This is a genomic window from Bradyrhizobium sp. G127, from assembly GCF_021502575.1.
Classification (GTDB): Bacteria; Pseudomonadota; Alphaproteobacteria; order Rhizobiales; family Xanthobacteraceae; genus Afipia.
Genome location: NZ_JAKFGN010000001.1, coordinates 1,110,012 through 1,135,279, shown reverse-complemented (window position 1 = coordinate 1,135,279; position 25,268 = coordinate 1,110,012). Strand labels below are relative to the sequence as shown.

General features: G+C 63.9%; 18 protein-coding genes. 13 read left to right on the top strand and 5 right to left on the bottom strand.

What is annotated here, in order from left to right; all coding sequences use genetic code 11:
• The first annotated feature begins 188 nt into the window (after positions 1–188).
• The 3 genes from aptA to LVY71_RS05455 all read left to right on the top strand — a co-directional run bounded on the left by aptA (position 189) and on the right by LVY71_RS05455 (position 3,974).
• Positions 189–1,532 (top strand): omega-aminotransferase AptA, encoded by a 1,344-nt coding sequence (gene aptA, locus LVY71_RS05465; RefSeq protein WP_235098801.1) that lies wholly within the window; start codon positions 189–191, stop codon positions 1,530–1,532.
• A gap of 90 nt (positions 1,533–1,622) precedes the next feature.
• Complete coding sequence (locus tag LVY71_RS05460; RefSeq protein WP_235098800.1) at positions 1,623–3,089, top strand: EAL domain-containing protein; 1,467 nt, start codon at positions 1,623–1,625, stop codon at positions 3,087–3,089.
• 9 nt (positions 3,090–3,098) lie between these two features.
• Positions 3,099–3,974 carry a TIGR01459 family HAD-type hydrolase gene (locus tag LVY71_RS05455; protein ID WP_235098799.1) on the top strand — a complete coding sequence of 292 codons (876 nt, stop codon included), beginning with the start codon at positions 3,099–3,101 and terminating at the stop codon, positions 3,972–3,974.
• A 109-nt stretch (positions 3,975–4,083) separates the two neighbouring features.
• On the opposite strand, the gene LVY71_RS05450 is transcribed toward LVY71_RS05455, so the two are convergent.
• Complete coding sequence (locus LVY71_RS05450) at positions 4,084–4,479, bottom strand: response regulator (protein ID WP_235098798.1); 396 nt, start codon at positions 4,477–4,479, stop codon at positions 4,084–4,086.
• 221 nt (positions 4,480–4,700) lie between these two features.
• Between LVY71_RS05450 and LVY71_RS05445 the strand changes: the two genes are divergently transcribed.
• The 6 genes from LVY71_RS05445 to LVY71_RS05420 all read left to right on the top strand — a co-directional run bounded on the left by LVY71_RS05445 (position 4,701) and on the right by LVY71_RS05420 (position 12,992).
• Positions 4,701–5,672: a bifunctional riboflavin kinase/FAD synthetase gene (locus LVY71_RS05445; protein ID WP_235098797.1), complete on the top strand. Its 972-nt coding sequence runs from the start codon at positions 4,701–4,703 to the stop codon at positions 5,670–5,672.
• Positions 5,673–5,748: 76 nt separating this feature from the next.
• Positions 5,749–8,727 (top strand): isoleucine--tRNA ligase, encoded by a 2,979-nt coding sequence (ileS, locus tag LVY71_RS05440; RefSeq protein ID WP_235098796.1) that lies wholly within the window; start codon positions 5,749–5,751, stop codon positions 8,725–8,727.
• Complete coding sequence (lspA, locus tag LVY71_RS05435) at positions 8,724–9,224, top strand: signal peptidase II (RefSeq protein WP_235098795.1); 501 nt, start codon at positions 8,724–8,726, stop codon at positions 9,222–9,224. Before ileS ends, lspA begins: the two co-directional genes overlap by 4 nt.
• 116 nt (positions 9,225–9,340) lie before the next feature.
• Positions 9,341–10,072, top strand: a complete 732-nt coding sequence (locus tag LVY71_RS05430; RefSeq protein WP_235098794.1) for a hypothetical protein — start codon at positions 9,341–9,343, stop codon at positions 10,070–10,072.
• Positions 10,073–10,221: 149 nt separating this feature from the next.
• Positions 10,222–11,622, top strand: coding sequence for a M16 family metallopeptidase (locus LVY71_RS05425; RefSeq protein ID WP_235098793.1), 1,401 nt, complete (start codon positions 10,222–10,224; stop codon positions 11,620–11,622).
• Positions 11,619–12,992, top strand: a complete 1,374-nt coding sequence (locus LVY71_RS05420) for a M16 family metallopeptidase (RefSeq protein WP_235098792.1) — start codon at positions 11,619–11,621, stop codon at positions 12,990–12,992. Before LVY71_RS05425 ends, LVY71_RS05420 begins: the two co-directional genes overlap by 4 nt.
• A 20-nt stretch (positions 12,993–13,012) precedes the next feature.
• Here the strand turns inward: LVY71_RS05420 and LVY71_RS05415 are convergent, their stop codons facing one another.
• The 3 genes from LVY71_RS05415 to LVY71_RS05405 all read right to left on the bottom strand — a co-directional run bounded on the left by LVY71_RS05415 (position 13,013) and on the right by LVY71_RS05405 (position 16,258).
• Positions 13,013–13,687 carry a hypothetical protein gene (locus tag LVY71_RS05415; protein WP_235098791.1) on the bottom strand — a complete coding sequence of 225 codons (675 nt, stop codon included), beginning with the start codon at positions 13,685–13,687 and terminating at the stop codon, positions 13,013–13,015.
• A 2-nt stretch (positions 13,688–13,689) separates the two neighbouring features.
• Positions 13,690–15,090, bottom strand: coding sequence for a selenium-binding protein SBP56-related protein (locus LVY71_RS05410; protein ID WP_235098790.1), 1,401 nt, complete (start codon positions 15,088–15,090; stop codon positions 13,690–13,692).
• A gap of 220 nt (positions 15,091–15,310) precedes the next feature.
• Entirely contained in the window at positions 15,311–16,258 is a 948-nt protein-coding gene (locus LVY71_RS05405; protein ID WP_235098789.1) for an alpha/beta fold hydrolase, read from the bottom strand.
• A gap of 296 nt (positions 16,259–16,554) precedes the next feature.
• Here LVY71_RS05405 and LVY71_RS05400 point away from each other — a divergent pair, with 296 nt between their 5' ends.
• Both LVY71_RS05400 and LVY71_RS05395 read left to right on the top strand, forming a co-directional pair.
• Complete coding sequence (locus LVY71_RS05400; RefSeq protein ID WP_235098788.1) at positions 16,555–17,016, top strand: Hsp20 family protein; 462 nt, start codon at positions 16,555–16,557, stop codon at positions 17,014–17,016.
• A 124-nt stretch (positions 17,017–17,140) separates the two neighbouring features.
• Complete coding sequence (locus LVY71_RS05395; RefSeq protein ID WP_235098787.1) at positions 17,141–17,494, top strand: hypothetical protein; 354 nt, start codon at positions 17,141–17,143, stop codon at positions 17,492–17,494.
• Between the two features lie 18 nt (positions 17,495–17,512).
• On the opposite strand, the gene LVY71_RS05390 is transcribed toward LVY71_RS05395, so the two are convergent.
• Positions 17,513–18,421: a hypothetical protein gene (locus LVY71_RS05390; protein ID WP_235098786.1), complete on the bottom strand. Its 909-nt coding sequence runs from the start codon at positions 18,419–18,421 to the stop codon at positions 17,513–17,515.
• Between the two features lie 466 nt (positions 18,422–18,887).
• Here LVY71_RS05390 and gltB point away from each other — a divergent pair, with 466 nt between their 5' ends.
• Both gltB and LVY71_RS05380 read left to right on the top strand, forming a co-directional pair.
• Entirely contained in the window at positions 18,888–23,606 is a 4,719-nt protein-coding gene (gene gltB / locus LVY71_RS05385) for a glutamate synthase large subunit (protein WP_235098785.1), read from the top strand.
• A gap of 148 nt (positions 23,607–23,754) precedes the next feature.
• Entirely contained in the window at positions 23,755–25,212 is a 1,458-nt protein-coding gene (locus LVY71_RS05380; RefSeq protein ID WP_235098784.1) for a glutamate synthase subunit beta, read from the top strand.
• Positions 25,213–25,268 lie beyond the last annotated feature (56 nt).

Genomic DNA, 25,268 nt, shown 5'->3' with positions numbered 1-25,268 from the left:
GTATCAACTTGGCCACACAACTTCTAAGGGTATATTAATGCGCACAACCACCATTGGTGGTATTTCGGTAAGCCTGCGCTTGGCCGCTTCACTTACGGGCGACCATGCGCCGCGATGCGTTTCGCGGCACCGGGGAAACTGATAGGGTCGCGACCATCATCCTTGCTCCTTGCCGGAAGGACATCCTCGTGAATATCCAACATCCTCGCCCGACCGTCGCGACGCCGAACGATCTCGATGCCTACTGGATGCCGTTCACGGCCAACCGGGCGTTCAAGAGCAAGCCGCGCATGCTGGCCGGCGCCAAGGACATGCACTACTTCACCACCGACGGCCGCAGCATTCTGGACGGCGCGGCCGGCATGTGGTGCAGCAACGCCGGGCATAACCGCGATTCCATCGTGGACGCGATCCAGAAGCAGGCCGCGACCATCGACTACGCGCCGCCGTTCCAGTTCGGCCATCCGAAGGCCTTCGAACTCGCCAGCCGTGTCGCCGCGCTGGCGCCGAAGGGCCTCGAGCATGTGTTCTTCTGCAACTCCGGTTCCGAAGCGGTGGACACCGCGCTGAAGGTGGCGCTGGCCTATCACAACGGCCGTGGCGAAGCCGGCCGCACCCGGCTGATTGGCCGCGAGCGCGGCTATCACGGCGTCGGCTTCGGCGGCATCTCGGTCGGCGGCATGGTCAACAACCGCAAGATGTTCGGCACGCTGCTGACCGGCGTCGATCACCTGCCGACCACCTATGACCGCGAGAAGATCGCCTTCACCAAGGGCGAGCCCGAGTGGGGCGCGCATCTGGCCGACGAGCTCGAGCGCATCGTCGGCATCCACGGCCCCGGCACGGTCGCCGCCGTGATCGTCGAGCCGATGGCCGGCTCCACCGGCGTGATCGTCACGCCGAAGGGCTATCTCGAACGGCTGCGCGCGATCTGCGACAAGCACGGCATCCTGCTGATCTTCGACGAGGTCATCACCGGCTACGGCCGCCTCGGCTATGCCTTCGCGGCGGAACGCTACGGCGTGCTGCCGGACATGATCACCTTCGCCAAGGGCATCACCAACGGCGCGGTGCCGATGGGCGGCGTGCTGATCCGCGACGACATCTACGATTCCTTCATGAAGGGGCCGGAACACGTCGTCGAACTGTTCCACGGCTACACCTATTCGGCGCATCCGCTGGCCTGCGCCGCCGGCCTCGCCACCCTCGATGTCTATCGCGAGGAAGGCCTGTTCGAACGCGCCCGGGCGCTGGAGCCGAAGTGGGCCGACGCCGTGATGGCCCTGCGCAGCGAGCCCAACGTGGTGGACATCCGCACCGTCGGCATCACCGCGGGCATCGACCTCGCGCCGAACAAGGACGGCCCCGGCAAGCGCGGCTTCGAGGCGCTGGACTCCGCGTTCCACGATAACGACCTGATGATCCGCGTCGCCGGCGATACGCTCTGCCTGACCCCGCCGCTGATCGTGTCGGAAAGCCAGGTCGGCGAGATCATGGACAAGGTCGCCAAGGTCATCCGCGCGGTGGCGTGAGCGCCGCCACTTTGTCGCCCGAAACATAAGTTTTCGCGCCGAATCAAAACTTGATGCTAAGCTTGGCCCGTTCGGGGCTGGGCAGGCATCATGATTCGCATTTCGACGATTTTCATCGCCATCTGCATGGTGCTGATCGCAGCGTCGCTTGGCCTGATGGTCTATTCGCTGGCCGGATTCACGATCTCTGAATCCGCCATCGTCGCGCTCGCCGCCCTGACCTTCCTGATCCTCTACAACGCGGTGTCGATGCGTTTGCGCGACCGCACCGATGTCGGCGCGCAGATCGCCGACCTGTCGCGCGGCACCGCCGACCTTGCGCGCCAGGTCGCCGAGTTCGGCCGACGGATGGCCACCATCGAGGCGCGCTTGTCCACCACCGACGCCAACGGGCAGGATCGCGTGCAGACCGTGGCCGCCGAAATCAGCGAGCTGGGCACGCTGGTCAAGCAACTGGCGGATTCGGTCGCCGCCCATGACGAGATACTCTCCGACGCCGTCAGCGCCCTCGCCGCGCAGACATCGGGCGACGCGACGGCCGACGCGAACGCCGGAGTCCCCTCGGCCACGCCGGCTAACGCCGGTCCCCCTGCGTCCGGTCAACCCGCCGACGCCCTGCCGAAGCCCGCCAACATCAACAACGCCCAGCTTCTGGTGGCGGTGAAGAACGCCATCGAGGCCAGCCGGATCGATCTTTTCCTGCAGCCGATGGTGACGCTGCCCCAGCGCAAGGTCCGGTTCTACGAGGCGGTGGCGCGGCTGCGCGACGACAAGGATCAGGTGCTGACCGCCGGCGACTTCGTCGGCACGGCGGAAGCCGCCGGCCTGATGGGCCAGATCGACAACATGGTGATGTTCCGCTGCGTGCAGGTGCTGCGGCGGCTGATGGTCCGCAGCAAGGACGTCGGCGTATTCTGCAACGTCGCCGGCGCAACGCTGAGCAACCCGGCGGTGTTCAGCCAGTGCCTCGATTTCCTCGAAGCCAACCGCGTGCTGGCGCCATCGCTGGTGCTGGAATTCAAGCAGAGCACATTCCGCCACCTCGGCCCGGTGGAAAGCGAACATCTCGCCGCCTTGCACCGGCTCGGCTACGGCTTTTCGATCGACAACGTCACCGACCTGCGGTTCGACCCGCGCGAACTCGCCGATCGCGGCGTGAAGTTCGTCAAGGTTCCGGCATCCATGCTGCTCGACCAGAAGCAACTGTCGTCGGCCGATATTCATGCCGCAGATCTCTCGGATCTGCTCGGACGTTTTGGAATTGACCTCGTGGCGGAGCGGATCGAAGGCGAACGCGCCGTGGTCGACCTGCTCGATTACGACGTCCGCTTCGGCCAGGGCTTCCTGTTCGCGCCGCCCCGGCCGCTGCGTCCGGAAGGCGCCACCACCCCGGCGGCGGAACCTGCGGCCGCGGCAAAAGTCACTTCTGCCGCTCCGGCGGTTGACGCACCTGCCCGAAAGGAAGACAAAGCCGACGTCAAGACCGGCCCAGAGGCGCTCCGCGCGACGGGCAATGCCGCGCTGGTGTCCCGTAGCCGCGCATCCGCACAGAAGTGATCCGTTTCCATGAAACTGCCTGACGTCCCCGCGTTGCGATTCGCCGATCGTTTGCGCGATCTCACCGCTGGAGTGGACGTCATTCTGAGCGACGTCTGGGGCGTCATTCACGACGGCGTGCATGGCTTTCCCGATGCCTGGCAGGCGCTGCGGTCATTCCGCGAACAGGGCGGCACGGTGATCATGATCACCAACGCGCCGCGCCCGGCGGATTCGGTGCAGCGGCAGTTGCGCAAGATGGACATCGCCGACGAGACCTACGACGCCATCGTGTCGTCGGGCGATCTCACCCGCAGCTTCGTCGCCTCGCGGCTCGATCAACCGCTGCTGCAGATCGGACCCGAGCGCGACAATCCGATGTTTCGCGGACTCGACGTCAAGTTCACCACGCTTGAGAACGCCGAATATATCGTCTGCACCGGACCCTACGACGACGAGGTCGAAACCGAGGAAAACTATCGCGGCATGATGGAAGAGGCGCGCAAGCGCGATCTCACTTTCGTCTGCGCCAACCCGGACATGGTGGTCGAGCGCGGGCACCGTCTCATCACCTGCGCCGGGGCGATCGCCGAGCTTTATCGCAGCCTCGGCGGCGAGGTGATTTTCTACGGCAAGCCGCACAGGCCGATCTACGATCGCGCGCTGGAGCTTGCTGCGGAGAAGCGCGGCAAGGTCACGCCGCCCGAGCGCATTCTCGCGATCGGCGATTCCGTCCGCACCGACCTCATCGGCGCCAACACCGTCGGACTGGACTGCCTGTTTCTGACCCGCGGCATTCATGCGGTGGACTTCGAGGGGCTCGACGTCGCCGATGAATTCGCGGTGCGCCGGCTGTTCGGCGAGACCCGGCCGCCGCGCGCGCTGATGCGCGACCTGACGTGGTAGCTTCCCTCTTCACCTCTCCCCGTTCTTACAGGGAGAGGGAGAAGTCCCCCAAAACGCAAAATGCCCGGCGCGAGCCGGGCATTGAAATTCTGCGGATTGTAACGGCGGCTTACGCCGGCACGTTGTCCGGAAACACCGCCTCGATCTTGGTCTTGAGCGTCGCGGCGTTGAACGGCTTGACGATGTAATTGTTCACGCCTGCCTTCTTGGCGGCGATGACATTTTCCGTCTTCGATTCAGCCGTGATCATGATGAAAGGCGTGGTGGCGAGGTTCGGGTCGCTGCGCACTTCCTTGAGCAGGTCGTAGCCGGTCATCGGCTCCATATTCCAGTCGGAAATCACGAGACCGTACTTCTTGCTGCGCATCTTGTTGAGAGCCGCCGAGCCGTCGCTGGCGTCGTCGATATTCTCGAAGCCGAGCTGCTTGAGAAGGTTGCGGATGATGCGGATCATGGTGTTGTAGTCATCCACAACCAGAACGGACATCGACAAATCCATAGCCATCGCTGTTTTTCTCCCTCGAACGCAGCAACCGGCATGCGTTATCAACATTTTGCGGATGGCTTCTGCCACCCGCAGTCCAGGCGAACCTACATCGGCTGCTTAAACAGCCCGTTAATCGGCCGGCCGCCGGATTATCTTAAGTTGCGCCATTACCTTGACTCCCAGGGCGGACCGGGGCCACGGTCCGGGCCAAATTCTTCAACGGATTCCTTCCGGTATTCATGACGACACGCTTTTCTGTCATTCGCGACACCACGCCCCCCGGCGACATCATCAAGGGTGCGGTCGTGGCGATGGGTAACTTCGATGGCGTCCATCTCGGCCATCGTGTGGTGATTTCGGCGGCCATCGATATGGCCCGCAAGCATGGCAAGCCCGCATTTGCCGTGACCTTCGAACCGCATCCCCGCAGCTTTTTCAGCCCCAACACGCCGCAGTTCAGGCTGACCGACGAGGCCGCCAAGCTGCGGCTGCTCGCCGGCACGGGGCTCGACGGCGCGGTCGTCATGACCTTCGACGGCTCTCGCGCCGGCACGACGGCACAGGATTTCATTAACCACGATCTCATCGCGCGGCTTGGAATCAGCGGCATTGCGGTCGGTTACGATTTTCATTTCGGCAAAGGCCGCGCCGGCTCGCCGTCGCTGCTGGCCGCCGAAGCGCCACGGCTGGGGATCGAGGTCCATGTCCAGCCCCACGTCGATATTCTCGATCGCCCGGTGTCATCGAGCGCCATCCGCATGGCGCTGGCCGAAGGCCAGGTCGCGGACGCGACTGCCATGCTGGGCGGCCCATGGTTCATCTCCGGCGAGGTCATTCACGGCGAGAAGCGCGGGCGCGACATGGGTTATCCCACCGCGAACATCCGCCTCGACAAGAATTGCGGGCTCAGGCACGGCATCTATGCGGTGCGTGCCGGGATCGGCGACAAACGCATCGGCGGCGTCGCCAGTTTCGGCCGCCGCCCGACCTTCGACAACGGCGCGCCGCTGCTGGAGGTGTTCCTGTTCGACTTCAAGGGCGATCTTTACGGCCAGCAGCTCGACGTCGCCTTCATCGGCTTCATCCGCGACGAACTGAAGTTCGACGGCATCGAGGCGCTGGTCCGCCAGATGGACGATGACAGCGCAAAAGCCCGCGCGATGCTGGCGGCCGCGCCCGATGCGTTTCCGAAGCTGGGTACCGTCGGCTGAAAACAAGGCGCGGCCTCGCCATTTTATGAGCCAAACCGGTTTCCCCTGCCGGGCAAAACGCGCTATTCACCCCGCCATGACCGAAAAGCCCAAATCCGACGCCGCCGACTATTCCAAAACCCTCTATTTGCCGCAGACGGACTTTCCGATGCGCGCGGGCCTGCCCCAGCGCGAGCCGGAAATTCTGGCGCGCTGGAATGAGATCGATCTCTACGGCAAGCTGCGCGAGACCGCGAAAGCGCGGCCCAAGTTCGTGCTGCACGACGGCCCGCCCTATGCCAACGGCAACATTCATATCGGCCACGCGCTGAATAAAATTCTGAAGGATGTGGTGACCCGCAGCCAACAGATGCTGGGCTTCGATTCCAACTACGTGCCGGGCTGGGACTGTCACGGCCTGCCGATCGAATGGAAGATCGAGGAAGAGTATCGCTCCAAGGGCAAGAACAAGGACGCGGTGCCGATCGTCGAATTCCGTCAGGAGTGCCGGGCGTTCGCGCAGAAGTGGGTCGACATCCAGCGCGAGGAATTCAAGCGGCTCGGCGTGGTCGGCGACTGGTCGCATCCCTACACCACGATGAGCTTCCCCGCCGAAGCGCAGATCGCTCGCGAACTGATGAAGTTCGCCGCCAACGGCACGCTGTATCGCGGCTCGAAGCCCGTGATGTGGAGCGTGGTAGAGAAGACCGCGCTTGCCGAAGCCGAGGTCGAATACGAGGACCACACCTCGGATACAGTGTGGGTGAAGTTTCCGGTCAACGCCGCGCATGGCCGCCTCGCTAAAGCGTCAGTCGTGATCTGGACCACCACGCCGTGGACGCTGCCCGGCAACCGCGCCATCAGCTTCTCGCCGAAGATTTCCTACGGTCTTTACAAAATCACCGACGCGCCCGCCGACAACTGGGCGAAAGCCGGCGATCTCCTCATCCTCGCCGACAAGCTGGCCGAGGATGTGTTCAAGCAGGCACGCGTCACGTCGTTCGAGAAAGTGGGTGACGTCTCCGCCGACATTCTCGATGCCATCGAATGCTCGCATCCGCTGAAAGGTCTCGCCGGCGGCTATGAGTTTGTCGTGCCGCTGCTCGCGGGCGATCACGTCACCGACGACACCGGCACCGGCTTTGTCCACACCGCGCCCGGCCATGGCCGCGAGGACTTCGACATCTGGACCGCGAACGCGCGCGAGCTTGAAGCGCGCGGCATCAGTTCGGTCATTCCCTACACCGTCGATGCCGATGGCGCGCTGACCGAGCAGGCCCCCGGCTTCACCGGCAAGCGCGTGCTCAACGACAAGGGCGAAAAGGGCGACGCCAACGAGGCCGTCATCAAGGCGCTGGCCGAGCGCGGCATGCTGCTCGCGCGCGGCCGCCTCAAGCATCAGTATCCGCATTCCTGGCGCTCGAAGAAGCCGGTGATCTATCGCAACACACCGCAATGGTTCATCGCGATGGACAAGGACATTTCCGACAACGGAAAAGCCAAATCCGGCGACACCTTGCGCGCCCGCGCCTTGCAGGCCATCAGCGTCACCCGCTGGGTGCCCGAGCAGGGCCAGAACCGCATCACCGGCATGATCGCGGGCCGCCCCGACTGGGTGATCTCGCGTCAGCGCGCCTGGGGCGTGCCGATCACCGTATTCGTGCGCGAGAAGGGCGACGGCTCCGCCGAGATCCTGCAGGACGAGACCGTCAACAAGCGCATCGCCGACGCGTTCGAGACCGAAGGCGCGGATGCCTGGTACAAGGATGGCGCACGTGAGCGCTTCCTCGGTTCGCACGCCAACGAAGAATGGAAAAAGGTCGACGACATCTGCGACGTCTGGTTCGATTCAGGCTCGACCCACGCCTTCGTGCTGGAAGACCCGGTGCATTTTCCCGGCCTTGCCGGCATCAAGCGCAAGGTGGATGGCGGCAAAGACACCGTGATGTATCTCGAAGGCAGCGACCAGCATCGCGGCTGGTTTCACTCCTCGCTGCTGGAAAGCTGCGGCACCCGCGGCCGCGCGCCCTATGACGTGGTGCTGACCCACGGCTTCACGCTGGACGAAAACGGCCGCAAGATGTCGAAGTCGCTCGGCAACACCACCGAGCCGCAGAAGGTCATCGCGCAGTCCGGCGCGGATATTCTGCGGCTGTGGGTCTGCGCCACCGACTACGCCGACGATCAGCGCATCGGGCCCGAAATCCTCAAGAACACCATCGAGACCTACCGCAAGCTGCGCAACACGCTGCGCTGGATGCTCGGCACGCTGCATCACTTCAAGCGCAGCGACGCCGTCTCTTTCAGCGAGATGCCCGAACTCGAACGGCTGATGCTGCATCGGCTGTCCGAGGTCGACGCCATCGTGCGTCCGGCTTACGCGAATTTCGACTACAAGACCGTGATCGCGACGCTGGCGAATTTCATGAACACCGAACTGTCGGCGTTCTATTTCGACATCCGCAAGGACACCCTGTATTGCGATCCGCCGTCGTCGATCGCGCGCAAGGCCGCGCTCACCACCGTGGACATTCTCTGCGATGCGATCCTGAAGTGGCTGGCGCCCGCCATCAGCTTCACCGCCGATGAAGCGTGGACCATGTATCGCCCCGACGCCGAACCGTCGGTGCATCTGACCACGTTCCGCGACGATCTCGATCGTTTCGGCAACGAGGCGCTGGCGAAAAAGTGGGAAACCATCCGCGATGTCCGCCGCGTCGTCACCGGCGCGCTGGAAGTCGAGCGCGCCGCCAAGCGGATCGGCTCGTCGCTGGAAGCTTCGCCGCTGGTCTATGTCTCCGACAAGGCGCTGTTCACGGCGCTCTTTGATATTGATCTCGCGGAAGTGTGCATCACCTCGAACGCGATGGTCACCAACGAGGATGCTCCCACCGACGCGTTCACGCTCAGCGATGTGCCGGGCGTGGCTGTGGTGGTCGAGAAAGCCGCCGGCACCAAGTGCGCGCGGTCGTGGAAAATTCTCCCGACCGTGGGCGAGGATCCGGACTATCCCGATGTCTCACCGCGCGACGCGCAGGCACTGCGGGAATGGAAGGCGCTGGGGATCGGCGCGTGAGCCCCCTGCTCCGCTCCGGATTGATAGCCGCCATCGCAGCACTTGTGCTCGATCAGGCGTCGAAGCTCTGGCTGCTGAATGTCTATGAACTCGGCCGCCGGGGCTCGGTGGCGGTGACGCCGTTCTTCGATCTGGTGCTCGCCTGGAATACCGGCATCAGCTACGGCTGGTTTCAGGATACAGGCCCCGTGGGTCAGGCTGTCCTGCTTGCGGTCAAGGCCCTCGCGGTCATCGTGCTGGGGGTCTGGATGGCGAAATCCGGCACCCGCCTTGCCGTGGTCGGCCTCGGGCTGATTATCGGGGGCGCCATCGGCAACGCCATCGACCGGCTGGCCTACGGGGCGGTGGTCGATTTCGCCCTGTTTCACGTCCAGATCGGCGGAAAAACCTATAACTGGTACGTGTTTAACCTTGCGGACGTGGCCATCGTTGCTGGCGTCGCCGCCCTCCTGTATGACTCGCTTGTAACCCCCGGTGCCGCAAAAAGGCCCCGATAAACGGGGATACGCTTGGCTCTGGGTTTCAGCTCCGGGCGTTGGCGCGCGGCCACCGGATCGTGGCGGCATGGTAGCGCCCTTGGACGAGCAAGATGAACGGGATCAGGATGAACGCAATGCGTGAGACCGGCAGCTTCAGCGGTTCAGGTTTGCAATTTTCATCGCGCCTCGCAGCGCGCGCATTGCGGCTGGCGGCCATCGTGATCGGCGTCGGTCTGGTGCTGGGCGCAGGCCCGCTCCACGCCCAGGACGCGGAAGAGACAGACGACGGCAAGACCTTCGAGCGCAAGCTGATCGACAACCTGATGAGCGGCCTCGGCGGCAAGAAGATCGACGACGGCACCATCGACTACCGCGAGCGTTCGCCGCTGGTGGTCCCCTCCAAGATCGACCTTCCGCCGCCGCAGACGGGCCGCGCGAAGCTCGCCCCGAACTGGCCGAAGGATCCGGACGAAGCCGAGCGCAAGGCCGCACGTGAGGCCTACAAACAGAAAGAAAAATCGCCTGAAGAACAGCGCATGCCGCTGATGCCGAGCGAAATGGTGCAGAAGAAGCCGCGCGGCTCCAAGAGCGAGCCCGTCACCCCGGGCGGCAACAACTCCAACTCTCCAATCATGATGCTGCCTTCAGAGCTGGGATACACCAGCGGGCTGTTCTCGAACCCGTTCGGCGGCGGCAAGCCGGAAGCCGAGAAGTTCGTCAGCGAGCCCGAACGCACCGATCTCACGCAGCCGCCGAGCGGCTATCAGACCCCGTCGCCGAACTTCGCCTACGGCACCGGTCAGATCAAGGCACCGAAGGAAGTCTGCGATTCCGGCAGCGGCCGATGCGAGAAGCGCTGGGATTGATGATCCCGGCCGTTCCAACCGTCCTTTGACATCATTGCGATCCCGCCCTGTTTGATCTTTCAGGGCGAGATCGTCTCGGGTCCTGCAATTTCGCCTCTTGCGGATCTGGATATTTTCCGGGCGACCAACCCGCGGTCCGGTCCAGTTACATGACAGTTTTTTCCCGACGATCCATTGCCCGCGCCGTTGTCGCACTTGGCATTCTTTGCGCGCCCGCCGCCGCTCACACCGCGATGGCGCAAGGCTCATCGCAGCGGCCGGCGACCTTCACGCTGAACAACGGCCTGCAGGTCGTGGTGATCCCCGACCGCCGCACGCCGGTTGTCACGCAGATGATCTGGTACAAGGTCGGCTCCGCCGACGAGACGCCGGGCAAGTCGGGCCTCGCTCATTTTCTCGAACACCTGATGTTCAAAGGCACGGCCGAACATCCGGCCGGGGAATTCTCCCAGCTCATCGCCCGCATCGGCGGCAACGAGAACGCCTTCACCTCGTCCGACTACACGGCTTATTTCCAGCGCGTGCCGCGCGACCAGCTTGCGACCATGATGGAATTCGAGGCCGACCGCATGACCGGCCTCATTCTCAAGGACGAGAACGTGCTGCCGGAACGCGACGTGGTGCTGGAAGAGTACAACATGCGCGTCGGCAACAGCCCCGATGCACGGCTGACCGAGCAGATCATGGCCGCGCTGTATCTCAACCATCCCTATGGACGGCCGACCATCGGCTGGCGTCAGGAAATCGAGAAGCTCAACCGCGAGGACGCGCTCGCCTTCTACAAGCGCTTCTACGCGCCGAACAACGCGACCCTGATCATCGCAGGCGATGTCAGCGCCGACGAGGTTCGCCCCATGGTTGAAAAGGCCTACGGCAAGATTCCGCCGCAGCCTTCCATTCCGGCACAACGCATCCGCCCGCAGGAGCCGGTGCCCGCGGCGCCGCGCACCGTCACGCTGTCCGATCCGCGGGTCGAGCAGCCGAGCGTGCGCCGCTATTATCTGGTTCCGTCCTCGGTCACCGCCACCCAGACTGAAGGCTCGGCGCTGGAAGTGCTCGCGCAACTGATGGGATCGGGCAGCAACTCGTATCTCTATCAGGCGCTGGTGGTGAACCGGCAGCTCGCGGTGAGTGCGGGCAGTTGGTATCAAGGCACAGCCATCGATCCGAGCCAATTCGGAATTTCCGCCTCGCCGAGACCCGGCGTGGGATTCCCCGAAGTCGAGCAGGCCATCGACGAGGTCATCACCAGACTCGCCACCGATCCTGTGCCGTCGGAAGATCTCGAACGCATCAAGACGCAGATGATCGCCGAGTCGGTCTATGCGCAGGACAGCCAGACCACGCTGGCGCGCTGGTACGGCGCCGCCATCACCGTTGGCCTCAGCGTCGACGACATCCGGGCATGGCCGGACCGCATCCGCGCCGTCACCGCCGAGCAGGTGCGTGACGCGGCGCGCACCTGGCTCGAGAAAAAGCGCTCGGTGACCGGCTATCTGATCAAGGACACGAGCGCGACCACCGCCAACCGCGGGGAGAAACGCTCGTGAGCATCACACGCCGCCATCTCCTTCAACTCACTACGGCGCTTCCCTTTGCAACGTCCGCCCTGTCGCTGCTGTCGCGGCCTGCTTTTGCCGCCGCAAAGATCCAGCGGGTGCTCTCGCCGGGCGGCATCGAGGCGTGGCTGGTGCAGGACGCCACCGTGCCGCTGGTTGCGCTTGAATATGCTTTCGACGGCGGGTCGTCGCAGGACCCCGCGGACAAACCGGGCACCGGCAGCTTCACCGCCAATATGCTCGATGAAGGCGCCGCCGATCTCGACTCCAAGGCGTTTCATGAACGGCTTGAACGGCGCGCCATCGAAATGACTTTCAGCGTGACCCGTGATTACCTGCGCGGCTCGATGCGAATGCTGAAGGAAAACCGCGACGAAGGCTTCGGCCTGCTGAAGCTGGCGCTGACCTCCGCACGGTTCGATTCCGAGCCCCTGGAGCGCGTCCGCTCGCAGATGGTCTCGAACGCGCGCCGCGAAACCACCAATCCGGTCTCGATCGCGGGCCGCAAGTTCTGGGAACAGGCCTTTGGCACGCATCCCTATGCGCGCGCGCCGAACGGCACCGTGGAAAGCCTTCCAGCAATTCAGGCCGCCGACCTCAAGGACTACGCTGGGCGTGTATTGGCGAAGGATACGCTGAAAGTCGCCGTGGTCGGCGACATCGACGCGGACGCACTCGGTAAATTGCTCGATACCGCGTTTGGCGCGTTGCCCGCGAAAGCAAACCTGACGCCGGTGCCCGACGCCACGTTCGGAAAACTGCCGCAGCAGTCCTTCACGGCGCTCGACGTGCCGCAAACCTCGATCAATTTCGGCGCGCCCGCGCTGAAGCGCAGCGATCCGGATTTCATGGCCGCCTATATCGTCAACCACATCCTCGGCGGCGGCACGCTCTCGACCCGGCTCTACAAGGAAGTCCGTGAAAAGCGCGGGCTGGTCTATTCGGTGTCGGAAAACCTGATCTGGATGAAGCATTCGTCCATCTTCGCAGGCTCCACCGCAACCCGCGCCGACAAGGCGACCGAAACGCTGGACACCATTTCCGCCGAGATCGCGCGCATGGGCAGCGAAGGCCCGACCCAGAAGGAACTGGACGAGGCCAAATCCTATCTCAAGGGCTCGCAGATGCTGGCGCTCGACACCTCGCCGAAATTCGCCACCGCGCTGCTGCAGTATCAGATCGACAATCTCGGCATCGATTACATCGAGAGGCGCAACGCCATCGTCGATGCGGTTACGCTCGACGATGCGAGACGCGTCGCAAAACGGATCTGGGGTCAGGGTCTGCTCAGTGTCAGCGTCGGCCGCGCCGTGCAGGCTTCTGCACAACCGGCAACGGGCAGCGCGCCGAAGGCGAACTAAGCCTTTCGACCCCGTCGCGCCTAGTGCTGCTCCGCGAGGTTGATCACGAGCGCCAGAGCGCCCACCAGGATGAGACTGGCGGCCCACGCCGTCTCGAGATTGAACCAGCTTCGCGACACGAACCTCAGTCCGAGGTAGCGGTAGACCAGCCACGCCGAAAGTCCGCCCGCCGCAATCATCGCGGCCGAATGGACAAGGGAGACCAGCACCGCCGTGCCGAGATTGGCGCCGACAAGAGTGCTTGTCGCGGTGTGGGCGTCGTCGGATGCAACAGCACGGCAGAGCCCGAGATAGATCGGAACCAGCATCAGCCCGGCGCCGTGGGCAATCGCGACGACGAAGGACCACAGCCCCAGTTGCGTCGGCCGTATCCGGGCCAGCGCCCGCGGATGACGCCGGTTGATGAGCCGGAAGATACCGAACCCGATCACCACAAGACTTGCGCCGATCTGGATCTGCCGTTGCCATTCCACCAGCGCGGCAAGCACGGCAAATGGCAGCACGATCAGCAGCACCGCCAGCAAGTGGCCGATCGAGAGCGGCCACAGCGCCGCAATGAGTGCGCGCGCGCTTCTGTCCATGAGTCCGGCGGAGACAGCCAGCGGCCAGCCCATCCCGGGGCTGATCCCGTGATAGATGCCGCTGACGACAACGGCGAGCCAAAGTCCTGCCGGTGTCCAGTCCGCAGCACTCAAAGCTAGACCGACGGATAGCAGAACGAGTCCGTCGAACAGTCGCCGCCATCGAGCCGGATCTGATGCGCGCGATAGCCCTCGGGGAAACTCAGCCAGTAATCCTTTGCGAGTTCGAGACCGCCGCCCGGCTTCACGTTGGCCATCACCTCGGCCCCCGGGATTCCGTCGGGATAGAACTGGTCATCCCATGTGGAATAGAGCGAGTTGGTCCAGTACACGCGCTTGCCGTCCCGGCTGATCTCGACCATCTGCGGGCCGCCGGCATACGCCTTGCCGTTGGGATGGGCCGTGCGGCGGGCGATGCCGCCGATGTGCACGGAGCCCGCAAGCTTCGGCTTTCTCGGATCGCTGACATCGTACTGGCGCATCTCGCCCGTTCCCCAGCAGGACACATAGAGAAACCTGTCATCCATGGAGAGATCAATGTCCGAGACCAGCGGCGGGACCGCGCCGAAACCCTGCAGCAGCGGCGGAAGCTTTTCCTTGGGCGCAGGTTCAGCCGGAATCGTGGCCGTCTTTTCGATGTGAAACTTTCCGCCCTCGCGCCACCAGGTCCAGATCGAGCCTTCGAGATTGGTGGTGTCGACCACGACGCCGAGGAAGCCATACTCGCGAACGGGGTCGTGCGCAGGGCGGACTTCGAGCGCCATTTGATGGTTGGCGCCGAGATCGATGGTCTGAACATTGCGCCGGGCGCGAAGATCCCAGAAGTGGATTCGGTGGCCGTACTTGTTGGAGAGCAGGTCCTCGGCCACGATTCCATTCTCGAACTGCGGCGGCAGTCCCCACTCGCTAGTGACCATGTAGTCGCGCGGCAGGTTCCACCAGAAATCATAGTGCAGGGTCTGAGGTCCGCGATCGATTTCCCAGCGTCCGAGAACATCGAAGGTCTCGCAGTCCATGATGAAAACCCCGGGCGGCCCGTCGGTGCCGTCCTTGCCGCCACCGCCAAGCGTGCTGACGTAAATGCCTTCCGGGCCGCAGTGAACCGTGTGAGGCCGCGAGTAACCTGTCTTTCGGAATATCTCTTCCGGCTCGATGATCTTGTGAATCTTCGCCTTGGTGGGATCAGGCTTGGTGTCCACGATGTAGACGCGCGAGGACCGGATTCCGGGAATGATCAGATAGCGCCGCTCGACAAACGCATGACCTGTCAGCGGCGATAAAGCCGACGAACAGGCATTCCAGCCGAAGTGATGAAACTCGTCACCCTTGTACGGCATCGTCACCGTATGAACGATCTGACTGTAGCTGGACGAACCCGGCTTGACGTCAATCACGGCCAGCGCGTCCGGCTTCGAAAAATCAGGACTGAGCAGCAACGTATAAGCGAAATTTTCAGGAGGAGCTTCCATCGCAAGCTTCGGTGATGCATGGAAGGTCGGATCGGGCCTCATCGTCATCGCACTACCTCCCTGTGTCGACCCGCAACGCCTTGACCTGGCATGCGGAAACGAGTTTGCAGAAAGAGAATGACCTGTTGAGCGCTTGGCGAGCGGCAGTGGCCCGCTGGCGGGCACCATAGCACCGCGCCAACGCTGCCGGAAAAAAAGATCGTGACGAGGAGGGGAATGTTCCACTCCCTCAGTTCTCCGATGGGCGTTTCGACGTTCCGCCGGTGCCCTATGTGAACAGCGGCGTGCCCGGCACGAAGGCATCGAACGCCGCCCAGAACTGCTGACGGTAGCGATCCTGCTCCTGCAGGATTTCGTGCTTCGAGCCCGCGATCACCAGATGCGATCCGGCGCGCAGGTGATAGGCGAACTCCTCGATGGCCGGCGTGGACACTACGGTGTCGTTGCTCGCCGCCAGCATCAGTAACGGCTGGCGGATATGCGAAGGATAGTCCATCTCGCGAAACTGCATCATCGCCTTGAACGCCGAATCCGCCCAGCCGATCGTCGGCGAGGCGATGCCGAGCGTCGGATCTTCCTCGTAGATCGCGGCGTTGCGGGCGTAGCGCACCGGGTCCGACGTGACCTGATTATCGACAAACGGCTCGGTGCCCGCGAGCATGCTGTTGCCGCCGGGCACATAACGGCCGCCCATGCCGAGCAGGCGCAGCGACCGCACCAGCATCCGTGTCGGCAGCTTGGTGGCGAAGCCCGGCAGGTCGATCATCGGCGCGGACAGCACCATGCGATCGAACCAGCGCTTGCCGGCATGCGCGACCCGCAGCATCACCGCGCCGCCCATCGAATGCGCCAGCGCGTAATAAGGCGGCGGACAATCCGGCAGCATCACCTGCTGCACGAAGGTTTCCACGTCGATCTCGAAATCCGAAAACTTGCGCACGTAGCCCTTGCGGGGATCGCGCAACTGCCGCGACGAGTGGCCCTGCCCGCGCCAGTCGATCATCGCCACCGCGAAGCCGCGTTCGCGCAGTTCGCGCACCACCTCGAAATATTTCTCGATGGATTCTCCGCGCCCGGTGAAGACACAGACCGTTCCCTTGCGGCCGGCCGGCGGCTGCCAGCGCGCGAAGCGCAATTCCGCCCCGTCCGGCGTCTTGATGGTGCCGCTGACCACGTTGTCGGGAACAGGGTTCGCAGGGATCGAAACGAGCGTCATGGGCGGCAGCCGATCGGCAAAGGAATCATGAAATTCAGAGGGATAGTGAGGACAAAAAGAGGGCCCGGAAACCCTCTTGAACAGCCGAAGGCCCCTCCCATATCAGCTTCGTGCAGGCCAGTTAAGGCTGCACGCAGAACGAAAACCCGGCCCAATGGCGGGTTGTCTGCTCTTTGCAAAAGAGTGGCGCGTTGTGCATGCGAGACGGTCCCGAGGCATGGGCTCATGGAGCGCTGCCCGCAATGTGTCCGTCCCGCCTGAAAAACGCGCTGGTCGCTCAAATTGGAGGACTAACCATGCGTACTTTCGATCTCACCCCCTTCTACCGTTCCACCGTCGGTTTCGACCGCCTGTTCTCGCTGCTCGACCAGACCGCCAGCGAAAGCTCCCCGGGCTATCCGCCCTACAATATCGAGCGCACCGGAGAGAACAATTTCCGGATTTCGGTCGCCGTCTCCGGCTTCTCGCAGAATGAAATCTCGATCGTCGCCAAGGAAAACACCCTGACGATCAAGGGCGAGAAGGTCGCCAACGACGACGGCAAACAGGGCGAAGTGCTCTATCGCGGCATCGCGTCGCGGGCCTTCGAGCGCCAGTTCCAGCTTGCCGACTTTGTGCAGGTCAAGAACGCCTCGCTCGAGAATGGTCTGCTCCACGTCGATCTCGTCCGCGAGATCCCCGAGGCCGCCAAGCCGCGCCAGATTCCGATCACCTCATCGGCCGCCGCGCCGCAGGTGACCGAGAAGGCCGCCGCCTGACGCCATCGGCTCTCAACCTCCCCGACTGCAAAACGCCCCGGCACCCCGGGGCGTTTTTTTATGCGCGGCTCCCGTCAAGGTATAAGAACCTGAACTCTTCCCCGGCGGCACGCGACCAAGACGCATGAGCAGCCTGCTTCCTCCCTCGGCCAACTATTATCTGGACGTCCGCAACACCATGATCGCGGCGGCGTTGATTGGCGTCGTGCTGTTGTTTTTCTGGCTGATCGGCAAGACCGACCGCGTTGTCTATCTCGGCCCCGATCACGGGCAGGTCCCGCTGGACAATCAGGTCCTCCTCGCGACTGAACCGGCCGGCAGCTACTTCATCGAACGCAATGCGATCTATGCGGCGATGAAAGCCGGCTGCCGCTATGACCTGAACTACGCACCGGAATTCGGCCGCACCCGCGGCGCGAACACCCCGCGCGGCCGGGACAAGCACATCCGCAGCGCGACGCTGGTGGATTGCCCGTGAGGGCGCAATCCTGCGCGCTCACTCCAGCGTCTGCACATCGGGCATCGCCTGCGTCGGCCACAGATGCAGCGTGACTGGCGCTGGCGTCGAGGACGGCGTTGCAGCGGGCCGGGCCGCGCCGACCGTGGCCGCCGCGGGCTTGTTCTCCGCCGTCGTCTGCGACGGCTCAGGCTTCGCCATGGCCGCGGATGCAGCGGCTGGGACTGTGGCGGACGGCTGCGCGGGAACGGCGGCCTGCTGCGCAGGAGATCCTGCCGCGGGCCTGGTCGCAACGTTCGGCGCGGAACGCTTCGCGGTCCGCGGCACAGCGGCCGGCGGACGCGGCGTGCGCCGCAGGTCCAGCAGCGATCCGCGCCTATTCTCATAGCCGATCGCGGTGACCGGCGGCGGGCCGGGCGGGCCATACATCACGGCCATCCGGTCGTTCAGCCGCGCGTCGACTTCCATCGCCGGAATAAACCGCATGATGCGTCCGGTGCGGGCATCGATGATGAGACGGCCATCCTCGCCGTTGGGATCGAGCGCCGCCACGGTGTAGATCCAGCCCCTCTGGGTGACCTGCCCCAAGGGCGAATAGCCAGTGGAGCGCAGGATGGCGACGACCTGCCCCGCCGGAATCACGGGGCGCGCATCCAGCCCGGGACGGCCATATCTTGTGGATGGAATCGCCGCATAAGGTCCCTGTCCATAGGGACCGGGCCGGTAAGGCTGCTGTGAGTAAGGCCGCTGCTGGTAAGAGGGCCGTTCATAGTCCCGAATGGGCGGGACGCCGTCGTCCTCCAGCACCCGCGGCATCGGAATCTGGATGTCATCGACCATCGGCAGGTCGTCCGCGGCCCGGGCCGGCGCAGCGGCCATGCCTGAGGCCAAAGCAGCACCCACCGCGACCGCACATCCAGTCAATCGCTTCCCGGAAAACAACGTCATGATCCAACGCTCCCGTTACGCCCCCGAAACCTCGGCAACGCCCGCTTTTGCGGGTCTCAGCCAAGCTGCAAAGGTCGTTGCCGATTTCGGCAGAGCTAGGACCGGACGGCGGCGGGAATGCCTCAATCCTGCGGCCCAATGCGTCTCAAGCGTGCATCCCAGCGAGGACTCTCACGCGCTTGTGTGATAGGAAAAAGTTTGGCAGTCTGGGGGTTAGGACAGGATCACTGTCCCAATTTCCGGGTCGAACTCGGCACAGCGTTTGCAGCGCAGGTAATATTGGCAGGCCGCATGGCAGCCGGAAACGGCCCACGCGAGTTGCACCTTCTAAAGCGAGGCTCGTGAAGGCGAGCGGTGGCCCCAAGAATTTCCAAAAAATGGAAATTTCCGAAGGGTGTCGCGACCGCCGAAGCTACGGCCAAAATGGGCTAAAATAGAGTGCCTCTAAAGAGGCGTGAGGATCAGAATGAGCGCGTCAGAGTTCGAGCGGAACGAAATCGAGGTGGATGGGCCGATGGCGGACCCGGCCTTGAAACCGCGCGAACATAACTGGCGGCCCGAGGCTGCCGGTCTGTACGATCCGTCGCTGGAAAAGGATTCCTGCGGCGTCGGTTTCATCGCCAACATCAAGGGCAAGAAATCGCACCAGATCGTCTCCGACGCGATCAACATCCTCTGCAACCTGGAACATCGTGGCGCGGTGGGCGCCGATCCGCGCGCCGGCGACGGCGCGGGCATCCTGGTGCAGATTCCGCACGCCTTCTTCGCCCGCAAGGCCAAGGAAGCCGGCTTCACCCTGCCCGCTCCCGGCGAATATGCCGTCGGCGCGCTGTTCATGCCGCGCGAGAAGCCGTGGCGCGAAGTCATCCAGAGCATCGTCGCCGACAAGATCAAGTCGGAAGGCCTGCTGCTGCTCGGCTGGCGCGAGGTGCCCGTCGACAATTCCTCGCTGGGCGAGACCGTCAAGCCGACCGAACCGCATTGCATGCAGGTGTTTATCGGCTGCGGCGACTGCGCCGATCAGGAAGATTTCGAGCGCCGTCTTTACATCCTGCGCAAGGCGATCTCGAACGCGATCTATCAGCGCCGCGAGCGCGCGCTGGCCGGTTACTATCCGGTGTCGATCTCGTGCCGCACCGTCGTCTACAAGGGCATGTTCCTCGCCGACCAGCTCGGCAAGTATTATCCCGACCTGCACGAGCCGGATTTCGAATCCGCGCTGGCGCTGGTGCATCAGCGATTCTCCACCAACACCTTCCCGGCATGGTCGCTGGCGCATCCCTACCGCATGGTCGCCCATAACGGCGAAATCAACACCCTGCGCGGCAACGTCAACTGGATGGCCGCGCGTCAGGCCTCGGTCTCCTCCGACAAGTTCGGCGAGGACATCGAGAAGCTGTGGCCGATTTCCTATGAAGGCCAGTCGGACACCGCCTGCTTCGACAACGCGCTCGAATTCCTTGTGCAGGGCGGCTACTCGCTGTCGCACGCGATGATGATGCTGGTGCCCGAGGCATGGGCGGGCAATCCGCTGATGAACGAGGAACGCCGCGCGTTCTATGAATATCACGCCGCCCTGATGGAGCCGTGGGACGGCCCCGCCGCCATCGCCTTCACCGACGGCCGCCAGATTGGCGCGACGCTCGACCGCAACGGCCTGCGCCCGGCGCGCTATCTCGTCACCAAGGACGACCGCATCCTGATGGCGTCGGAAATGGGCGTGCTGCCGATTCCCGAAGACCAGATCATCACCAAGTGGCGCCTGCAGCCCGGCAAGATGCTGCTGGTCGATCTTGAGCAGGGCCGGCTGATCCCGGACGACGAGATCAAGGCCGAACTCGCCAGGAGCCATCCCTATCGCGAGTGGCTCGACCGCACCCAGATCGTGCTCGAGGAAATGGCGGATGCGCCGGCCAAGGCCGCGCGCTCCAACCTGTCGCTGCTCGATCGCCAGCAGACCTTCGGCTATAGCCAGGAAGACCTCAGCATCCTGATGACGCCGATGGCCACCACCGGCGAGGAAGCCGCGGGCTCCATGGGCACCGACACGCCGCTGTCGGCGCTGTCGAGCAAGCCGAAGTCGCTGTTCACCTACTTCAAGCAGAACTTCGCGCAGGTCACCAACCCGCCGATCGATCCGATCCGCGAAGAGCTGGTGATGAGCCTCGTCTCGATCATCGGCCCGCGTCCGAATCTGTTCGACATCGAAGGCCTGTCCAAGACCAAGCGTCTCGAAGTGCGCCAGCCGATCCTGACCGATGCGGACCTCGAGAAGATCCGCTCGATCTCCGACGTCGCCGACAACCATTTCAAGTCGCGCGCGCTGGACACCACGTTCCACGCCGGTCTCGGCGCTGCGGGCATGGAGCAGGTGCTGGAAGAACTGTGCGGCCGCGCCGAAGCTGCCGTGCGCGAAGGCGTCAACATCATCATCCTGTCGGACCGCGCCGCAGGCAGCGACCGCATTCCGATTCCGTCGCTGCTGGCGACCGCCGCCGTGCATCATCACCTGATCCGCACCGGGCTGCGCACATCGGTCGGCCTTGTCGTCGAGTCCGGCGAGCCGCGCGAAGTGCATCACTTCGCCTGCCTCGCAGGCTACGGCGCGGAAGCGATCAACCCGTATCTGGCCTTCGAGTCCATCATCGCGATGAAGGACCAGTTGCCCGCCAAGCTCGACGACAAGGAAATCGTCAAGCGCTACATCAAGTCGATCGGCAAGGGCCTGCTCAAGGTCATGTCGAAGATGGGCATCTCGACCTACCAGTCCTATTGCGGCGCGCAGATTTTCGACGCGGTCGGCCTCAAGGCGGATTTCGTCGCGAAGTATTTCGCCGGCACCCACACCCGCATCGAGGGCGTCGGCCTTGCCGAGATCGCCGAGGAAACCGTGCGCCGTCACACCGACGCGTTCGGGGATTCTCAGGTCTACAAGACCGCGCTCGACGTCGGCGGCGAATATGCCTTCCGCTCGCGCGGCGAGGACCATGCCTGGAATGCGGAAACCGTCTCGCTGCTCCAGCACGCCGTGCGCGGCAACTCGCAGGAGCGCTACCGCGCCTTCGCGAAGGTGCTCAACGAGCAATCCGAACGCCTGCTGACGCTGCGCGGCCTGTTCCGCATCAAGTCGGCCGAGGAAGACAAGCGCAAGCCGGTGCCGCTCGAGGAAGTCGAGCCCGCCAAGGAGATCGTCAAGCGCTTCGCCACCGGCGCGATGTCGTTCGGCTCAATCTCGCGCGAAGCCCACACCACGCTGGCAATCGCGATGAACCGGATCGGCGGCAAGTCGAACACCGGCGAAGGCGGCGAGGAAGCCGACCGCTTCAAGCCGATGCCGAACGGCGACAGCATGCGCTCGGCCATCAAGCAGGTGGCGTCGGGACGTTTCGGCGTGACGACGGAATACCTCGTCAACTCCGACATGATGCAGATCAAGATGGCGCAGGGCGCAAAGCCCGGCGAAGGCGGACAGTTGCCCGGCCACAAGGTCGACGCGACCATCGCCAAGGTGCGCCACTCGACACCGGGCGTCGGCCTGATTTCGCCGCCGCCGCATCACGACATCTATTCGATCGAAGATCTCGCGCAGCTGATCTACGACCTCAAGAACGTCAATCCTGACGGCGCGGTCTCGGTGAAGCTCGTCTCCGAAATCGGCGTCGGCACGGTTGCCGCCGGCGTTGCCAAGGCGCGCGCGGATCACGTCACCATCTCCGGCTTCGAGGGCGGCACCGGCGCGTCGCCGCTGACCTCGATCAAGCACGCGGGCTCACCGTGGGAACTCGGCATCGCCGAAACGCATCAAACTCTGGTGCGTGAACGGCTGCGCAGCCGCATCGTGGTGCAGGTCGACGGCGGTTTCCGCACCGGCCGCGACGTCGTGATCGGCGCGCTGCTCGGCGCCGACGAAATGGGCTTCGCCACCGCGCCGCTGATCGCGGCGGGCTGCATCATGATGCGCAAGTGCCATCTCAACACCTGCCCGGTCGGCGTCGCGACGCAGGACCCGGTGCTGCGCAAGCGCTTCACCGGCCAGCCCGAGCACGTCATCAACTTCTTCTTCTTCGTCGCCGAGGAAGTGCGCGAGATCATGGCCTCGCTCGGCTTCCGCACCTTCCAGGAAATGGTCGGCCAGAGCCAGATGCTCGACCAGACCACGCTGGTGGCGCACTGGAAGGCGAAGGGTCTCGATTTCTCGAAGCTGTTCTTCAAGCAGAAGGCCCTGCCCGGCCAGAAAATCTATCACGCCGAGGCGCAGGACCATCATCTGGAAAACGTGCTCGACCGCACCCTGATCCGCGAAGCGCGGGCGGCGATCGACCGCGGCGCGCCAGTGAAGATCGAAGCCGAAATCCACAACACCGACCGCAGCGCGGGCGCGATGCTGTCCGGCGCGGTCGCAAAGGCCTACGGCCATACCGGCCTGCCCCACGACACCATCCAGGTCAGCCTGAAGGGCACGGCGGGTCAGGCATTCGGTGCGTGGCTGGTGCGCGGCGTCACCTTCGATCTCGAAGGCGAAGGCAACGACTACGTCGGCAAGGGCCTGTCGGGCGGACGCATCATTGTGCGGCCTCCAAAGAACTCGGGCATCGTGCCGGAAGAATCGATCATCGTCGGCAACACCGTGATGTACGGCGCCATCGAAGGCGAATGCTACTTCCAGGGCGTCGCCGGCGAGCGCTTCGCGGTCCGCAACTCCGGCGCGGTCGCCGTGGTCGAAGGCGCGGGCGATCACTGCTGCGAATACATGACCGGTGGTATCGTCGTGGTACTCGGCAAGACGGGCCGCAACTTCGCGGCCGGCATGTCCGGCGGCGTGGCCTATGTGATCGACGAGGACGGCACCTTCGCCAAGCGCTGCAACATGGCCATGGTCGAACTGGAACCGGTTCTCTCCGAGGAAATGATCAACGCGAACGCCTATCACCATTCCGGCGATCTTGAGGCCCATGGCCGCGTCGACGTGTTCGCCAATCTGCTCGGCGAGGATGTCGAGCGGCTGCACATCCTGATCTCGCGTCACGCCAAGCTCACCGGCTCGGCGCGGGCGCAGCATATCCTCGCGAACTGGAAGCAGTATCTGCCGATGTTCCGCAAGGTGATGCCGGTCGAATACCGCCGCGCGCTGAAAGAACTGAAATCGCGCGAGCCGGCAGAGCCGAAAATCGCGATCGGGGCGTAGAGAAACGACGGGACGTCGTCCTGAGGTGCCCGAGCGCAGCAAGGGCCTCGAAGGACGACGGAGCAAAACATTCATCCTTCGAGGCTCGCCGAAAACGGCTCGCACCTCAGGATGACGACAGGACAAGTTGCAGGGGACTTCGGGTTAAATGGGTAAGCCTACAGGTTTTCTTGAGATCGAACGTCACGACCGCAAGTATGCGCCGGTCGCCGAGCGGGTGAAGAATTTCAAGGAATTCGTCATTCCGTTGAACGAGAAGGACACGCGCGATCAGGCCGCGCGCTGCATGAATTGCGGCATTCCTTATTGCCACGGCACCGGCTCGGTGCAGCCCGGCACGCCCGGCTGCCCGGTCAACAACCAGATCCCGGATTTCAACGACCTCGTCTACAACGGCAACTGGGAAGAAGCCTCGCGCAACCTGCACTCGACCAACAACTTCCCCGAGTTCACCGGCCGGATCTGCCCGGCGCCGTGCGAAGCGTCCTGCACGCTGAACATCGACGACAACCCGGTCACCATCAAGACCATCGAATGCGCCATCGTCGATCGCGCATGGGAGAATGGCTGGCTGAAGCCGGAGATCGCCGCGCAGAAGACCGGCAAGAAGGTCGCCGTGGTCGGCTCCGGCCCCGCGGGCCTCGCCGCCGCGCAGCAGCTCGCGCGCGCCGGCCACGAGGTCCATGTGTTCGAGAAGTTCGCCAAGGCCGGCGGATTGCTTCGCTATGGCATCCCCGACTTCAAGATGGAGAAGGGCATCATCGACCGGCGTATTGCGCAGATGGAAGCCGAAGGCGTCGTGTTCCACTACAACACCCCGGTCGGCGGCTCCTATGCCGGCGCGGTCGATCCGCAGGACCTGCTCAGGATTTACGATGCCGTGGCGCTGACCGGCGGCGCGGAAGCCCCGCGCGACCTGCCGATCCCCGGCCGCGACCTCGACGGCATCCATTACGCGATGGATTTCCTGCCGCAGCAGAACCGCCGCGTCGGCAACGAACCGCTCGGCGATGTCCGCGAAATTCTTGCCAAGGGCAAGGACGTGGTGGTGATCGGCGGCGGCGACACCGGCTCCGATTGCATCGGCACCTCGATCCGTCAGGGCGCGCTCTCGGTCACCCAGCTCGAAATCATGCCCGAACCGCCGGAGCGCGAGAACAAGGCGCTGACCTGGCCGAACTGGCCATTGAAGATGCGCCTGTCGTCGAGCCAGGCCGAAGGCGCCAAGCGCGAATACGCCGTGCTCACGCAGAAGTTCTCGGGCCACGACGGCAAGGTGACGAAGCTGCATTGCGTGCATGTCGACGGCAAATTCCAGCCGATCCCGGGCACCGAATTTGAACTGAAGGCCGAACTGGTGCTGCTGGCGATGGGCTTCGTCCATCCCGTGCACGAGGGCCTCCTGAAGAAGCTCGGCGTCGAACTCGACCCGCGCGGCAATGTGCGTGCGACCACCAACGACTACCAGACTTCGGTGGCCAAGGTGTTCTCGTCGGGCGACATGCGCCGCGGACAATCGCTGGTCGTCTGGGCGATCCGCGAAGGCCGCCAGTGCGCGTCGTCCATCGACCGTTTTCTGATGGGTTCGACCACGCTGCCGCGATAGTCTTTTTGTTTGGGCATGATCTAGTCCGAAAACCGGTTTCCACTTTTCGGGATCAT